The organism is Oerskovia sp. NPDC060338, from assembly GCF_042726295.1.
In the GTDB taxonomy this organism is placed as follows: Bacteria; Actinomycetota; Actinomycetes; order Actinomycetales; family Cellulomonadaceae; genus Oerskovia; species Oerskovia merdavium.
The window spans coordinates 138,190-153,783 of the sequence record NZ_JBHXCQ010000008.1; the positions used below are offsets into that span (position 1 = coordinate 138,190).

The following is a 15,594-nucleotide window of genomic DNA, read 5'->3' on the forward strand; positions in this document are numbered from 1 at the left end:
CACCCGGACAGGTGTCAGGTCCCGGCGTTCCCGCCGGGGGCCTTGCGGGGAAAAACATAACACGTTCCGGGCGCCAAGCGTGCATCGGGTCCGTGGGGCAGACTGGGGAGCGACCCTGGTCCCCGGGCACCGGTCGGTGCAGGTCAGGGGTGGTTTCGCCTACCGGATCGTCAGTGGATGGGGTGCTCGTGGCCGAGGACAAGGACGCACGACCGGATGGCGCTGCGGCGTCGAGCACGGGGAGCGGGGGTGATCGCCCCTCGGCGTCGGTCAAGCACCTCGCGGGCGCGAGCCCTGCGGCGCGCAAGGTCGCGGGCGCCCGGCGGAACCCCTCGGTCGTCGGCTACGACGACACGGTGCCGTCCTGGCTGCGGACGAGCGCGGGCTGGTCGTGGCGCCTCCTGCTGCTCATCGCGGGCATCGGTGTGATCTTCTACGCGACCGCCCAGGTGCAGATCGTGTTCATCGCGGTCTTCCTGGCCCTGGTCATCACCTCGGTCCTGCGCCCCGTGACGGACTGGTACGCGAAGATCATGCCGCGAGGACTCGCCACCGCTCTCGCGCTGCTCTCGGCCTTCCTGGTGCTGGGGGGCCTGCTGACCTACGTCATCACGTCGGTCGCGGGTCAGTGGGACAAGCTGGCGGGCCAGTTCAACACCGGCATCGAGAAGATCTTCGACTTCCTCGAGCACGGCCCCCTGCCGGTGACGATCACGTCCGACGACGTCGACACCTGGATCGAGAACGGTCGCAAGTGGATCACCGAGCACGGTGGCGACATCGCGAGCCAGGCCGCGGCGAGCGCCGGCTCGGTGTTCGAGGCCTTCGCGGTCCTCGCGCTCGCGATCTTCTGCACCATCTTCTTCCTGGCCCGCGGCAAGGACATGTGGACCTGGTTCCTCAACCAGCTGCCGGCCCGCTCGCGCGAGACGTGGACCGTGGCCGGGGGAGCGGGCTGGTACACGTTCTCGGGCTACGCCCGGGGGACCGTCATCATCGCGCTCGCGGACGGGATCCTCGCCGCGATCGTGCTCGTCGTGCTGGGCGTCCCCCTCGCCGCGCCGCTCGCGGTCCTGGTGTTCATCGGCGCGTTCATCCCGCTCATCGGTGCGCCCGCGGCCATGGTCATCGCCATGGTCGTCGCGCTGGCGGCGAACGGGGTCGTGAACGCAGCCCTCGTCGGCATCTTCATCGCGCTCATCGGTCAGTTCGAGGGCCACATCCTCCAGCCGCTCGTCATGGGCAAGCAGGTCTCGCTGCACCCCGTCGTGGTCGCGCTCGCGGTCACGTCCGGAACGTTCATCGCAGGGATCCTGGGTGCCGTGGTCTCGGTCCCCCTCGTCGCCGTCGCCTGGGCGGTCTTCAGCAAGCTGCGCCGCAAGGACCCGCCCATGGAGGACGAGATCCCCACGGCCAAGGAGATCGCCCTCTCCGGTCGTGGGCGCTCCTCGAACGGTGGGGCCACGAACGACAAGGAGGCGACGGCCGACGCCTGAGGTGAGCGGCGCCGTCGGGCAGGAGAGCTCCTGACGGCGTTCCCCGCACGGAAGAGGAGGGTGCTGTGCGCACGCATGTCCGTCGCCCGGTCCTCGTGCTGCTCGCGGCCGTCGCGATCGTGCTCGCGCTGCTCGCCGCGGACGCGGTCCGGCGGGTCGTCGAGGGCCGTGCCGAGCAGGCCACCGACGCGCCGTTCTACGTGCCGCCCACGCCCCTCGCCGAGGCGGCGCCCGGGACGATCATCCGGAGCGAACCGATCGCGAGCGCCCCCGAGGGGGCGCTCGCGTGGCGCGTCCTCTACCACTCGCGGGACCTCGCGGGTGACGACGTCGCGGTGTCGGGAGTGGTCGTCGTGCCCGACCGACCTGCACCCGAGGGCGGCCGCACCCTGGTGTCGTGGGCGCACCCCACCACGGGCGCAGCGCCGCGGTGCGCGCCCTCGCTCGCCCTCGACCCCTTCGAGCTGGTCGAGGGACTGCACGAGCTGCTCGCGGCGGGCTACGCGATCGCCGCGACCGACTACCCGGGCCTCGGTGTCGACGGCGCGTCCTCGTACCTGCTCGGCGTGCCCGAGTCGAACAGCGTCCTCGACATCGCGCGAGCGGCGCGAGGGCTGCCGGACGGCGGGGTCGGCGACCGCCTGCTGCTCTGGGGGCACTCGCAGGGCGGTCAGGCGGCGCTGTTCGCGGCCGAGCGGGCGGCGTCCTACGCACCCGAGCTGATTCTCGAGGGGGTCGCCGTGGCGGCCCCGGCCGCGAACCTGAACGCGCTGATGTCGGACGACATCGTCAACCTGTCGGGCACGACGATCGCCTCGTTCGCCGTCCCGGCCTACGAGGCCGCGTATGCCGACCGCTACCCGAAGGCCGAGGTCGACGGCATCCTGACACCCGCCGGCGCTGCCGCGACGCCCAGGATGGCCGCGCTCTGCCTGCTGACCGAGACCCGTGAGATCCACGCGATCGCCGACCCGCTGGTGGGCGGCTACGTCACGGCCGACCCGGCCACGACCGAGCCGTGGCAGACGCTCCTGCGGGAGAACAGCGCGGGCGGGCAGCCGATCGACGTGCCCGTGTTCGTCGGGCAGGGGCTCGCCGACAGGCTCGTGGTGCCAGCGACCACCGAAGGCTACGTGAGGCTGCTCTGCGCGCAGGGTGCGGACGTCGTGCTCCACACCTTCCCGGGGATCACGCACGCCCTGGCGGCCGACGCGTCCCTGCCCGAGCTGTTCCTCTGGCTGGCCGAGGTCGAGGCGGGCCGACGCCCCTCGACCGCCTGCTGACCGGCTGCCCTCCGCGGCTCGGCCCAGGCAAGCGGCGCAAATCCCTCGCCGCGGCCACCGGCGGCCTGCCACAGTTCTCGCCATGACCACGAACACCCGGGCGACCGTGAAGACCACGGCGACCCGCCTGACCAAGACCCTCTGGAGCTGGGCCTCGATCCTCGACGACGGCGCCCGCGAGCAGGCCGAGCGCACCTCGACCATGCCGTTCGTCTACCCGCACCTCGCGCTCATGCCCGACGCCCACCTGGGCCTGGGCGCGACCGTCGGCTCGGTGATCCCCACGCTGCGCGCGATCGTCCCCGCCGCCGTCGGGGTGGACATCGGCTGCGGCATGGTCGCGGTCCGCACGCAGTACACGGCCGCCGACATCGCTGGACCGGCGCTGCGCGACCTGCGGCTCGCGATCGAGCAGGCCGTGCCCACGAGCGCCGGCTCCTACAACCAGCGCCTGACGGAGACCGCCGAGGCGCGCGTGGCCGAGCTCGAGGCGCTCGCGGGCAAGGCCGGCTTCGATCCCGCGCGGTACGCGGGGAGCTGGCGCCTGCAGCTCGGGTCGCTGGGGTCCGGGAACCACTTCATCGAGGTCAGCCTCGACGAGGAGGACCGGGTCTGGTTCTTCCTGCACTCGGGCTCGCGCGGGGTCGGCAACAAGATCGCGCAGCACCACATCGCGGTCGCGCGCGACCTCATGACCCGGTATTGGATCGGCCTGCCGGACAAGGACCTCGCGTACCTCGTCGAGGGCACCGACGAGTTCTGGGCGTACATCCGCGAGCTGCGGTGGGCCCAGCACTTCGCGCTGCTCAACCGCGAGGAGATGATGGACCGCGTGGTGGCCGCGTTCGACGCCTGGTCGGGGCTCGCGCCGGTCGAGGAGGCCGAGCGCATCAACTGCCACCACAACTTCACCGAGCTCGAGCACCACTTCCACAAGGACGTGTGGGTCTCCCGCAAGGGGGCCATCCGTGCCCGGGAGGGGGACCCGGGTCTCATCCCGGGGTCCATGGGCACGGCGTCGTACGTCGTCGTGGGCAAGGGGAACCCGCTCGCGCTCGACTCCGCGCCGCACGGCGCGGGGCGTGAGTACTCGCGGAGCAAGGCGCGCCGGACCTTCACGCACGAGCAGCTGCGCGAGGCCATGGCGGGCATCGAGTACCGCGACACCGACGCGTTCATCGACGAGATCCCGGCGGCGTACAAGTCGATCGACCGGGTCATGCAGGACGCGGCGGACCTCGTCGAGGTACGTCACACGCTGCGGCAGATCGTCAACGTCAAGGGCGACTGACCGGTCCACGGACCGTCGGGCGTCGGGGCGGCCTCGGTCGAGGACGGCCAGGGCCTTCCCCCGCCCCGCCCGACGACGGACCGCACCTTCTCCGTGAAGGTGCGGCCCGCCGTCGGGCGGGCGGGGCACGCGGGCGCACGCCCCGGACCACGGGGCCCGGGGCCGCTCGACGCGCGTGATCGCCCGGCACACGACACGCTGACGGCATGAGGATCGGGATACCCGCCGAGGTCAAGAACAACGAGTTCCGCGTCGCGCTCACCCCCGCGGGCGCGCACCACCTGGTCGCCGCAGGGCACGAGGTCCTGGTGCAGGCCGGGGCCGGGCTGGGCTCGGCGATCTCCGACGAGGAGTTCGCGGGCGCGGGCGCACGCGTGGTGGGCACTGCTGAGGAGGTCTGGGGGCGCGCCGAGCTCGTGTGCAAGGTCAAGGAGCCCGTGCCGAGCGAGTACCCGCTGCTGCGCGACGACCTGCTGCTCTTCGCGTACCTGCACCTGGCGGCCGACCCCCTCGGCACGGCCGCGCTGCTCGACGCGGGCACGACCGCGGTCGCCTACGAGACCGCCCAGGCGCCCGACGGCTCGCTCCCGCTGCTCGCGCCCATGAGCGAGGTGGCCGGGCGCATGGCGACGCAGGTCGGGGCCTATCACCTCATGCGTCCCGCGGGCGGCGCGGGCGTGCTGCTCGGCGGCGTTCCCGGGAGCAGGCCGGGGCGGGTCGTGATCCTCGGCGGCGGGACCGCCGGCCGGCACGCGGCCGAGATCGCGGTGGGGATGCGTGCCGAGGTCACGATCCTCGACCTGTCGCTGCCCGTGCTGCGCGCGCTCGACCAGGAGTTCGCGGGCCACGTGCGGACCGTCGCGTCGAGCGCGTACGCGATCGAGCAGGAGGTGCTCGCGGCCGACCTGGTGATCGGCGCCGTGCTGGTCGCGGGGGCCAGGGCGCCCCGGCTCGTGACGAACGACCTCGTGGCGCGCATGCGGCCCGGGTCGGTGCTCGTCGACATCGCGGTCGACCAGGGCGGCTGCTTCGAGGACACCCGGCCCACGACCCATGACGACCCCACGTTCCGGGTGCACGGCTCGACGTTCTACTGCGTCGCGAACATGCCCGGCGCCGTGCCCGTGACGAGCACGCTCGCCCTGACCAGCGCGACCCTGCCCTACCTCGCACTCCTCGCCGACGGCGGGGCGCGGGCGCTCCGGACGGTCCCGCTGCTGCTCAACGGACTGACGACCGTGACCGGCACCCTGGTCAACGAGCAGGTCGGCGCCGCGCTCGGGCTGCCGTGGACGCGCGCCGAGGACGTCCTGGGGGAGTGATCGGGGGGTCAGGGAGCACTGCCGGAGCGCGGTGCGGCCCGCAGCCGCATCAGAACGCGGTCGTCCGGGCGGGAAATGCCCTGTCGGCCCCTCACGGCCGGTGGCATGCTGTCCGGATGGAGCCTTTCGTCCTGGCCAACGAGCACGTCCACCTCGCGATGCCCACGGCAGCGGACGTCGACCGCATCACCGAGCTCTGCCAGGGCGCGGAGATCGCGGCGTGGACCACCGTGCCCAGCCCGTACACGCGGGCGGACGCGGCGTCGTTCATCGAGGAGGTCGTGCCCGAGTCGTGGCGCACAGGTCGCGGGAGCACGTGGGCGATCCGCCGACCCGAGGCTCCCGAGGGGCCGGTCCTCGGCATGATCGGGCTCGCGCTGGACACCTCGCCGACCCCCGAGCGCTCGGCCGAGATCGGGTACTGGCTCGCTCCCGAGGCGCGCGGCGAGGGGCTCATGACCGAGGCCGGGCGGATCGTGACCGACTGGGCGTTCGACGACGAGGGACTCGGGCTCTCGCGCATGGTCTGGACCGCGTTCACGGGCAACTGGGCCTCGCGTCGCGTCGCGTGGCGGCTCGGGTTCCGTGTCGAGGGGACGGTGCGGGGCTTCGGCGTCCAGCGGGGCGTGCGCCGCGACACGTGGATCGGCACCCTCCTCGCGGGCGACCCGCGAGAACCGGTCGAGCCGTGGCCGTCCGCGCAGACGGACGGCGACCTCGCCGGGATTGATGTCGTGAGCAGGGTGCCCGCCGGGTGAAGATAGGACGCATGACGAGCACCCTCGACCCGGCCAACCCCTTCGCCGCGGCGTCCACCCTCCCGTACGAGCTCCCCGACTTCACGACGATCCGCGAGGAGCACTATCTCCCCGCGCTGCGCGCCGGCATGGACGCCGAGCGCGCGGAGATCGAGGAGATCGTCACCAACCCCGAGGCGCCCACGGTCGCCAACACCCTCGAGGCCCTCGAGTCCGCAGGACAGCTCCTGACCCGTGCGGTCACGGTCTTCTACAACGTCGCGAGCTCCGACTCGACGCCGGATCTCGAGGACATCGAGGAGACCATCGCCCCCGAGCTCTCGGCGCACCACGATGCGATCTACATGGACGCACGCCTGTACGCGCGCGTCCGTGCGCTCCAGGACGCCGTCGACGCGGGCGAGCTCGCGCTCGAGGCCGACACGGCCTGGCTCCTGCACACCCTCCTCGTCGACTTCCGCCGTTCGGGCATCGAGCTCGACGCCGCGGACCAGGACCGCCTGCGTGAGCTCAACGGAAAGCTGACGTCGCTCGAGGCCGCGTTCGGTCGCAAGCTGCTCGCGGGCGCCAACGCCGCGAGCGTCCTGGTCGACGACGCCGCCGAGCTCGAGGGGCTGCCCGAGGACGCCATCGCCGCGGCTGCGGCCGCGGCCGCGACGCGCGGGCACGAGGGCAAGTACCTCCTCGAGATGCAGCTGCCCACGCAGCAGGGCGTCATCGCGTCGCTCGCGCGCCGCGAGACCCGCGAGCGCGTCCAGCAGGCGTCCATGACGCGTGGTGCCACGGGCGACGACAACGACACGCGCCAGATCGTGATCGACCTCGCGCGCCTGCGCGCCGAGCACGCCCGCCTCCTCGGGTACGACCACCACGCGGCGTACATCGCCGAGGACGCGACGGCCAAGACGACCGGTGCCGTCAACGCGATGCTCTCGCGCCTGGCCCCCGCGGCCGTGGCGAACGCCCGCCGCGAGGCCGGTGACCTCGAGGTCGCCCTCGCCCGCGAGGAGGGCGACGACGCCGAGCTGCGCGCGTCCGACTGGGCGTACCTCGCCGAGCAGGTCCGCAAGGAGCGCTACTCGCTCGACGACGCCGCGCTGCGTCCCTACCTCGAGCTCGACCGCGTCGTGACCGACGGCGTGTTCAAGGCCGCGAACCTGCTCTACGGCATCTCGTTCGCCGAGCGCTCCGACCTGGTGGGCTACCACCCTGACGTCCGCGTGTTCGAGGTCTTCGACGGGCCGGTCGGCGAGCAGGACAAGGGCCTGGGGCTGTTCCTCGCCGACTTCTACACGCGCGAGTCCAAGCGCGGCGGTGCCTGGATGAACAACCTGGTCGACCAGAACCACCTCCTGGACCAGCCGCCCGTCGTCGTGAACAACCTCAACATCGTCAAGCCCCCGGCGGGCGAGCCCACGCTGCTCGTGTGGGACGAGGTCATCACGCTCTTCCACGAGTTCGGCCACGCGCTGCACGGGCTCTTCTCGGACGTGCGCTATCCGTCGCAGTCGGGTACCGAGGTCCCGCGCGACTTCGTCGAGTACCCCTCGCAGGTCAACGAGATGTGGGCCTGGGAGCCTGCGATCCTCACGTCCTACGCGGTGCACCACGTCACGGGCGAGCCCATGCCCGCCGAGTGGGTCGAGACCATGCTGGCCTCGCGCCTGTTCAACGAGGGCTTCGGGACGACCGAGTACCTCGCGGCCGCGCTGCTCGACCAGGCCTGGCACCAGATGAGCCCCGAGCAGGTCCCCACGAGCGTCGACGAGGTCCTGCCGTTCGAGGCCGCGGCCCTCGACGCGGCCGGGGTCGGGTTCGCGCCCGTGCCCCCGCGCTACCGCACGACGTACTTCAACCACGTGTTCGGCGGCGGGTACTCGGCCGGGTACTACTCCTACATCTGGTCCGAGGTGCTCGACGCCGACACCGTCACCTGGTTCGAGGAGAACGGCGGCCTGAACCGGGCCAACGGCGACGCGTTCCGCAAGAAGCTGCTCGCGCGCGGCGGTTCGGTCGACCCCATGGTCGCGTTCGCCGACCTGCGCGGCCGCGACCCGGAGATCGCGCCGCTGCTGACGCGTCGCGGGCTCGACGCGTAGTCGTCCCCGCCGTGCCGAGGTGGACCCGCGCACGGGTCCACCTCGGCGCCCGAGCGGCGGGAGCGCACCAGGGTCGGTTCAGGGCAGGGGTGGGGGAGACCCCCGATGTGCCCGACGGCGCGCCCTCCCTAGCCTGGAGACGAGCCACCCCGGTGGCTCGCCGAGCGCGGAGCCGTCCGCGCCGACCTGACCTGGGAGCCTCGCGACCGACATGACCACGCTGCCCGATGGCGACGCCCCCCTCCCCGGGACCCCCGCGGAGGGTGACGGGCCTTCCCGGCCCGAGCCCCGCCGTCGGCGCCGCTGGGGCGTCGTGTTGGCGGTGCTCGTCGCCCTCGTCGTCGGAGGCATCGCGGCAGGTGTCGCCGTGGCCTTCTCCCGGGGCGCGACCTCGACCGCGGGCGAGGTCGAGTTCACGCGCCCGCTCGCGATCCCGCCGCTCGCCGGGTCGAGCGTCGAGGACGGGGTCCGGGTGTTCTCGCTCGACCTGCAGGAGGGTGAGACCGACCTGGGGCAGGGCGGGCTCACCCCGACGCTCGGCGTCGACGGGTCGTTCCTGGGGCCGACGCTGCGCGCGACCCGCGGCGAGCAGGTCCGCATCGAGGTGACGAACTCGATGTCCGAGACGAGCACGCTGCACTGGCACGGCATGAAGCTCCCCGCGGTCATGGACGGCGGCCCGCACCAGCAGGTCGACCCCGGGCAGACGTGGTCCCCGACGTGGACGGTCTCCCAGCCCGCGGCGACGCTCTGGTACCACCCGCACCTGCACGGACGCACGGCCGACCACGTCTACCGCGGCCTGGCGGGCCTCTTCCTGCTCGACGAGCCCGCGGGCTCGCCCGAGGCCGCGGTCCAGGACGCCCTGCCGCACGAGTACGGCGTGGACGATGTCCCCCTCGTGGTCCAGGACAAGAAGTTCCACCCGGACGGCAGGCTCGACGACGCCGACCCCTTCCTGTCGAGCACGGGGGTGCGCGGTGCAGTGGTCCTGGTCAACGGGACGCCGGAGCCGTACCTCGACGTCACGACCGAGCGGGTCCGGCTGCGCGTGCTCAACGGGTCCAACGCGCGCGTCTACGACCTCGGGTTCGACGACGGTCGCGACTTCCAGCTGGTCGGCTCGGACGGTGGCCTGCTCGGCGCGCCCGTCACGACCGACCGCGTCCAGCTCTCACCGGGCGACCGGGCCGAGATCGTGGTCGCGCTCACCCCCGGCGAACGGACCGTGCTGCGCAGCTTCCCGCAGGAGCTCGGGGTGAACGCCTTCACCGCGCGGTTCGCCGGCGGGGACGACACCCTCGACGTGCTCGAGCTGCGCGCGGCCGACCGGCTCGAGCCCTCGGGGCCCGTGCCGACGACCCTGGCGGACGTCCCCGCAGCGGACGCGGCGAGCGCGGTCGCCACGCGCCGCTTCGAGCTGTCGGGTACCTCGATCAACGGCCAGGACATGGACCTGCGCAGGATCGACGAGGTCGTCGACGCGGGCGCGACCGAGGTCTGGGAGGTCACGAGCCTCGACGACTCGCCGCACAACTTCCACGTCCACGACGCCCAGTTCCAGGTGCTCGACGTCTCGGGCGAGCCGCCTCCCCTCGAGCTCGAGGGGTGGCAGGACACGGTCTACGTGCGTCCCGGCAGGATCACGCGGCTCCTGGTCACGTTCGGCACCGCTCCCGACGCCGAGCACCCCTACATGTTCCACTGCCACCTGCTCCGCCACGAGGACCAGGGGATGATGGGGCAGTTCGTGGTCGTCGACCCGGCGGCAGCCCCCGGTACGGCGGGGCGCCCCGCCCCGGGCGACCTGCTGCCGGGGGTGAGCGACGACGTCGGGCACGAGGGCGACCACGCGTCCACGTCCGACGACGCGTCGCGCGGTGGGACCGGCCCGCGACGCTCGCCCCTCACGGACGGTGCGGACCTCGCGGGCGCCGGACACCACGGCTGAGGTCTGACCACATGTCGGGGCCTCGTGCGTTCGTGGGGCGAGACACCTCGCGATCGCTTCGAGGGCGGCGAACCCAGCGGGTACGGTGTGGCCATGACGAGCCACGCCCACCCCGCGAACCCCCCGGCCCACCCGACCGCCGAGCAGGAGGTCGCGCGCATCTGCCAGGACCTGCTGCGCATCGACACGTCGAACTTCGGGGACGGGTCGGGCCCGGGTGAGCGCGCCGCGGCCGAGTACGTCATGGCCTCGCTCCACGAGGTCGGGCTGAGCCCCGAGCTGTTCGAGTCCGCACCGGGACGGGCGAGCGTCGTGGTGCGCCTGCCGGGTCAGGACCCCACGCGCCCCGCGCTCGTCCTGCACGGGCACCTCGACGTCGTCCCCGCACAGGCCTCGGACTGGTCCGTGGACCCGTTCGCGGGCGAGGAGAAGGACGGGCTGCTGTGGGGACGCGGAGCGGTCGACATGAAGGACATGGACGCGATGATCCTCGCTGTCGTGCGCCAGATGGTCCGCGAGGGCCGCAAGCCCGCACGCGACGTCGTCGTGGCGTTCTTCGCCGACGAGGAGGCGGGCGGCACGTACGGCGCGAGCTGGGCCGTCGACCACCGCCCCGAGATCTTCGAGGGCGCGACCGAGGCCATCAGCGAGGTCGGTGGGTTCTCCGTGGACATCGACGGCAAGCGTGCCTACCTGCTCCAGACCGCCGAGAAGGGCATCGCCTGGCTGAAGCTCGTCGCCGACGGCCGCGCCGGGCACGGCTCGCAGGTCAACACCGACAACGCCGTGACGCACCTCGCGGCCGCGGTCGCGCGCATCGGTGCCTACCAGTGGCCGTACACCATCACGCCCACGGTCGACGCGCTGCTGCGCGGCGTGGCCGACCTCACCGGACTGCCCTACGACCCTCGCGACGAGGCCGGTATCGACGCGCTCGTCGCGGCCCTCGGCCCGGCCGCGAAGTTCGTCGGCGCGACCGTGCGTCACACGTCGAACCCGACCCAGCTGGGCGCGGGCTACAAGGCCAACGTCATCCCCGGGCGCGCCGAGGCCGCAGTCGACGTGCGCCTGCTGCCCGGCCACGAGGACGAGGGCTTCGCGGTCATCGAGGGGCTCGTGGGCGAGCACGTGCGGATCGAGCCCATCCACCGCGACATCTCGCTCGAGGTGCCCTTCGAGGGCGACCTGGTCGACGCCATGGTCGCGTCGCTGCACGCCGAGGACCCGGGCGCCACGGTCCTGCCGTACACGCTCTCGGGCGGGACCGACAACAAGTCCCTCGCGAGGCTCGGCATCACGGGCTACGGGTTCGCGCCGCTCCAGCTCCCCGCGGACCTGGACTTCTCGGGCATGTTCCACGGGGTCGACGAGCGCGTGCCCGTCGCGTCCCTGAAGTTCGGCGTGCGCGTCCTGGACCGCCTGCTGCGGACCTGCTGAGGCGACCGCGCCCTGCCCGTCGACGAGCCCGGCGGGCAGGGGCGGCCGGACCCCGCCGAGGGCGGGGCGAGCTCAGAGGGTCGAGCGCACCCGGATGATCTTGCGGCGCAGCCACACGCGCCGCTCGCCGCCCACGTACAGGCGTGTGCGCTCGAGCTCCCAGTGGCCGTGCTCGGCCTCGTCGGTCAGGAGGCGGACCGCGTCGTGCCGGCTCACCGACCTGTCGATCGTGAGCACCCGGTACTCGTACTGGCCGCCGTTCTCGGCCCAGCCGGTCCGCTGCCGAGGGGTCGTGCTCGTCATCCGTCACCGTCCACGCGTTCGTTCCAAGCCGGGGGAGCGGTGAGCCGTACCTCACCCTCCCGCCGAGGGATTCCGAGTGCCATTGTGCCTCGCGCAGGTCTACCGTCAGGGTATGACCGCTGACCCGCGCGCCGCTCTCGATCGATTCATCGCGGCCCTCGAGGCCCACTACACCGCGGTCGCCGCTCGCCGTGGCGAGGACGACCCGGCGGTCGACGACGCCTACTACGTGCTGGCCGACGCCTACGAGGTGTACGACGAGGCGCTCGCCCAGGTGCACGGTGAGGCCACGCCGTTCTACCTCGCGGAGGACGACGAGGACGACGACGACGGTGACGAGGACGGCGACGACGAGGGCGACGAGCAGGACTTCGACGACCAGGACGAGGAGCTCGACCAGGTCGACCTGAGCGACGGCGTCAGCCGCTGACCCTCACCAGCGCTCGGGGTACCCGAGCGGCAGCGCGCTGACGTCGTCTAGGGCGTAGTGCACCGCGTCGGGCAGCTCGAGGTCGCAGGCCGCGAGCGAGGCGCGCAGCTGCGCGGGGGTACGCGCCCCGACGATCGCGCTCGACACGGCCGGCCGCTCGAGCAGCCAGGCCAGGGCGACGTCGAGGGGTGCGCGGCCCAGGCCGTTCGCGGCCGTGGCCACGGCCTCGACGATCCCCGACGACGCCCCGTCGAGGTAGGGCTGCACGAACCCGGCCAGGTGCGAGGACGCACCGCGTGAGTCCGCGGGCAGCGAGCTGCGGTACTTGCCCGTGAGGACCCCGCGCCCCAGGGGGGACCACGCGAGGACCCCGAACCCCATCTCGGTCGCGGCCGGCACGACGTCGCGCTCGATCCCGCGCTGGAGCAGCGAGTACTCGAGCTCGACCGCGGCGAGCCCCACGTCACCGTGCGCGTCGAGCGACGCAGCGGCCCGAGCGGCCGCCCATCCAGGGTGGTTGGACAGCCCCACGTAGCGCGCACGCCCCGTCGTGACCGCGAGCCGCAGCGCCGAGAGCGTCTCGGTGAACGGCGTGCGCGGGTCGGGGGTATGGACCAGGAAGAGGTCGACGTGGTCCGTCCCCAGCCGTTCGAGCGAGGCGTCGAGCGAGTCGAGCAGCGCACCGCGCGAGGCGTCCACGGCGTTGCCTTCGGCCGTGGTCCGGATGCCCGCCTTGGTGCACAGCAGGACCTCGCGACGGTCGACCTTGCCCGCGAGGATCGAGCCGATCATGGACTCGCTGTCACCACCGCCGTAGGAGGCCGCGGTGTCGACGAGGTTCCCCCCGGCGTCGACGAAGTCGCGGAGCTGCTCCGCGGCGTCGATCTCGTCGGTGTCGCGGCCCCACGTCATGGTCCCGAGGCCCAGGGGTGAGACGCGCAGGCCGGTACGACCGAGCTGACGAAGTTCCATGCGCGGCAGATTACCGGCCAGGGGCGCCCCCCGCCCGGACGTGGCGCGCGTCGCCGGGGTGAGGTCCGTCGCTCTGGGCCGACGCGTCCAGCCGGTGTCCGGGAGGTGGCCGGCGTGCGGCGGCTCGGTGACGGTTGCCCCCGCGGGGCCTGTCGGTCCCGGAGGGCGGCGGCGGGGCAGGTATCGTGACCGCTCGTGAATGCGTGGGAAGCGATCCTCCTCGGCCTCGTCCAGGGCCTGACCGAGTTCTTGCCGGTGTCCTCGAGCGCGCACCTGCGCATCGTGGGAGAGCTGATCGGCTCCTCGGACCCGGGGGCCGCCTTCACGGCGATCACCCAGATCGGTACCGAGACGGCTGTCATCCTCTACTTCCGGCGAGACATCGCCACGATCTGCTCGGCCTGGTGGCGGGCGTTGCGCGGCGACAGCGGGACCGACTGGCGCTCGCGCATGGGCAAGCACGACCACCACGCCGCGATGGCATGGTTCATCGCGCTCGGCTCGATCCCGATCGTGGTCCTGGGCCTGGCGTTCCAGGACGCGATCGAGGCGTCGCTGCGCAACCTGTACATCACGGCCCTCACCCTGACCGTCTTCGCCCTGCTGCTCGGCTTCGCGGACCGGGTCGGTGCCAAGACGCGCACGCTCGACGAGCTGACGCCGCGCCAGGCCGTCGGTTTCGGGCTGGCGCAGGCGCTCGCCCTGGTCCCCGGTGTGTCCCGGTCGGGAGGCACCATCACGGCGGGCCTGCTCATGGGCTTCACACGCGAGGCCGCGGCCCGCTACTCGTTCCTGCTCGCGATCCCCGCGGTCCTGGGCTCGGGGTTCTACCAGCTCGCCAAGTCGGTCACGGGCGAGCCCGTCCCGGGGTCGCCCGGCTTCGGTGCGACCCTCATCGCGACCCTGGTCGCGTTCGTCGTGGGCTACCTCGTGATCATCGCGTTCCTCAAGATCGTCTCGACGTTCAGCTACAAGCCGTTCGTGATCTACCGGCTCGTGCTCGCTGCGGTCGTCGTGATCCTGCTCACGGTGGGCGTGCTCCAGCCGCTCGCCTGAGCGGCTACATCCAGCCGACCTTCTTGAACGCGCCGTAGAGCCCGAAGCAGCCGGCCACCATGATCGCGATGGCCACGGGGTAGCCCAGCGTCCAGTGCAGCTCGGGCATGTGGTCGAAGTTCATGCCGTAGATCCCGCCGACGATCGTGGGGAACACGAGGATCGCTGCCCAGGCGCTGATCGTGCGCATGTCCTCGTTCTGGCGCACCGACACCTGGGACAGGTGCACCGAGAGCATGTCGGACAGCAGGTCGTCGTGCGCGTCGAGGTGTCGGTCGATCCGTTCGACGGTCGACACGAGCCGCTCCATGAGCCGCTTGTCGAACGTGATGCGGGACCGGGCGCTGCCCGAGACCAGCTCGGGGAGCTCGGCCGTGATGGGCAGCAGAGCGCGGCGTGCCTCGGTGATCTCCCGCTTGAGGTCGTAGATGGGCACGACCGGGTCCACTTTCCGCTGCCGCTCGAACACGAGCTTCTCGACCTCCGCGACCGCGTCGCCGAGCGCGAGCTCGACGTCCGAGGCCGTGGCGACGAGCGCGAACAGCGCCTCCTCGGCGAGATGGCGGAACCCCGTGCTGCGTCCGTGCGACGGGCCGGTCAGGTGCTCGCGCATGCGGTCGTGGACGCCTGCGGCGCCCTTCTCGACCGTGACGACCACGTCGGGTCCCACGAGGAGGCAGAAGCTGCCCGTGCTGACCTGGCGGTCCTCCTCCTGGAACGACACGGTGGGCGTGACGACCAGGAGCCAGTCCATCCCGAGGTGCTCGACGTGCGCGACGGGGTGCTTGACGCGCACGTGCACGGGCAGGTGCCCGCGGCCCACCTGGCTCGAGAGCCCGACGCCCAGCGCATCCGCCGCGCTCACGAAGTCCTCGAGCGTGCGCACCTCGTACCAGCGCGTGCCACCTGCTCCCTCGCCGCCGCCCGACGTCGCGCTGTCGGTCCCGTCCGGAGCACCCTCGTCGTCCTTCTCCCACCGGCCCGACCGGTCCCCGGGGTGCGTCACGGGTGTCACGCGCCCGTCGGGCCCCTCGACCCACAGCTCCTTGTACCGGGTGGGCTCCGAGCGCGGGGCGCCCTGCTCGTCGGGCCGGTCTCCGGTGGGGCGGGGGGCGTCGGGTCGTGTGGGTTGGCTCACCCCTGCATTCTGGCCCGACGGCGCAGGCGCGCCACCGGGGCGGGCGCGCCCTCGCCGT

The 15,594-nt window shown here is 72.6% G+C and carries 13 protein-coding genes; 10 read left to right on the plus strand and 3 right to left on the minus strand.

What is annotated here, in order from left to right; all coding sequences use genetic code 11:
- Positions 1-173 precede the first annotated feature (173 nt).
- The 8 genes from ACFWGN_RS11535 (at position 174) to ACFWGN_RS11570 (ending at position 11,637) form a co-directional block, all read left to right on the plus strand.
- Positions 174-1,496: an AI-2E family transporter gene (locus ACFWGN_RS11535; RefSeq protein ID WP_377616948.1), complete on the plus strand. Its 1,323-nt coding sequence runs from the start codon at positions 174-176 to the stop codon at positions 1,494-1,496.
- A gap of 65 nt (positions 1,497-1,561) precedes the next feature.
- Positions 1,562-2,779 carry an alpha/beta fold hydrolase gene (locus ACFWGN_RS11540; protein WP_377616949.1) on the plus strand — a complete coding sequence of 406 codons (1,218 nt, stop codon included), beginning with the start codon at positions 1,562-1,564 and terminating at the stop codon, positions 2,777-2,779.
- An 82-nt stretch (positions 2,780-2,861) separates the two neighbouring features.
- On the plus strand, positions 2,862-4,070 hold the full coding sequence (locus tag ACFWGN_RS11545) for an RtcB family protein (RefSeq protein ID WP_377616950.1): 1,209 nt from the start codon (positions 2,862-2,864) through the stop codon (positions 4,068-4,070).
- Between the two features lie 206 nt (positions 4,071-4,276).
- On the plus strand, positions 4,277-5,392 hold the full coding sequence (gene ald, locus ACFWGN_RS11550; RefSeq protein ID WP_377616951.1) for an alanine dehydrogenase: 1,116 nt from the start codon (positions 4,277-4,279) through the stop codon (positions 5,390-5,392).
- Positions 5,393-5,508: 116 nt separating this feature from the next.
- Positions 5,509-6,150: a GNAT family N-acetyltransferase gene (locus ACFWGN_RS11555; RefSeq protein WP_377616952.1), complete on the plus strand. Its 642-nt coding sequence runs from the start codon at positions 5,509-5,511 to the stop codon at positions 6,148-6,150.
- Between the two features lie 11 nt (positions 6,151-6,161).
- Positions 6,162-8,249 carry a M3 family metallopeptidase gene (locus ACFWGN_RS11560; RefSeq protein ID WP_377616953.1) on the plus strand — a complete coding sequence of 696 codons (2,088 nt, stop codon included), beginning with the start codon at positions 6,162-6,164 and terminating at the stop codon, positions 8,247-8,249.
- Between the two features lie 211 nt (positions 8,250-8,460).
- Positions 8,461-10,200, plus strand: a complete 1,740-nt coding sequence (locus ACFWGN_RS11565; RefSeq protein WP_377616954.1) for a multicopper oxidase family protein — start codon at positions 8,461-8,463, stop codon at positions 10,198-10,200.
- A gap of 93 nt (positions 10,201-10,293) precedes the next feature.
- Complete coding sequence (locus ACFWGN_RS11570) at positions 10,294-11,637, plus strand: M20/M25/M40 family metallo-hydrolase (RefSeq protein ID WP_377616955.1); 1,344 nt, start codon at positions 10,294-10,296, stop codon at positions 11,635-11,637.
- A gap of 72 nt (positions 11,638-11,709) precedes the next feature.
- Here the strand turns inward: ACFWGN_RS11570 and ACFWGN_RS11575 are convergent, their stop codons facing one another.
- Entirely contained in the window at positions 11,710-11,940 is a 231-nt protein-coding gene (locus ACFWGN_RS11575) for a DUF5703 family protein (protein ID WP_056646951.1), read from the minus strand.
- Between the two features lie 112 nt (positions 11,941-12,052).
- On the opposite strand from ACFWGN_RS11575, the gene ACFWGN_RS11580 reads away from it, so the two are divergent.
- On the plus strand, positions 12,053-12,370 hold the full coding sequence (locus ACFWGN_RS11580; RefSeq protein WP_377616956.1) for a primosomal protein: 318 nt from the start codon (positions 12,053-12,055) through the stop codon (positions 12,368-12,370).
- 3 nt (positions 12,371-12,373) lie between these two features.
- Here ACFWGN_RS11580 and ACFWGN_RS11585 read toward each other — a convergent pair whose 3' ends face one another.
- Positions 12,374-13,342: an aldo/keto reductase gene (locus ACFWGN_RS11585; protein WP_377616957.1), complete on the minus strand. Its 969-nt coding sequence runs from the start codon at positions 13,340-13,342 to the stop codon at positions 12,374-12,376.
- Positions 13,343-13,537: 195 nt separating this feature from the next.
- Here ACFWGN_RS11585 and ACFWGN_RS11590 point away from each other — a divergent pair, with 195 nt between their 5' ends.
- Positions 13,538-14,398: an undecaprenyl-diphosphate phosphatase gene (locus ACFWGN_RS11590; RefSeq protein ID WP_191804785.1), complete on the plus strand. Its 861-nt coding sequence runs from the start codon at positions 13,538-13,540 to the stop codon at positions 14,396-14,398.
- A gap of 4 nt (positions 14,399-14,402) precedes the next feature.
- Here the strand turns inward: ACFWGN_RS11590 and ACFWGN_RS11595 are convergent, their stop codons facing one another.
- Positions 14,403-15,536, minus strand: a complete 1,134-nt coding sequence (locus ACFWGN_RS11595) for a CorA family divalent cation transporter (RefSeq protein ID WP_377616958.1) — start codon at positions 15,534-15,536, stop codon at positions 14,403-14,405.
- Positions 15,537-15,594: the final 58 nt, after the last annotated feature.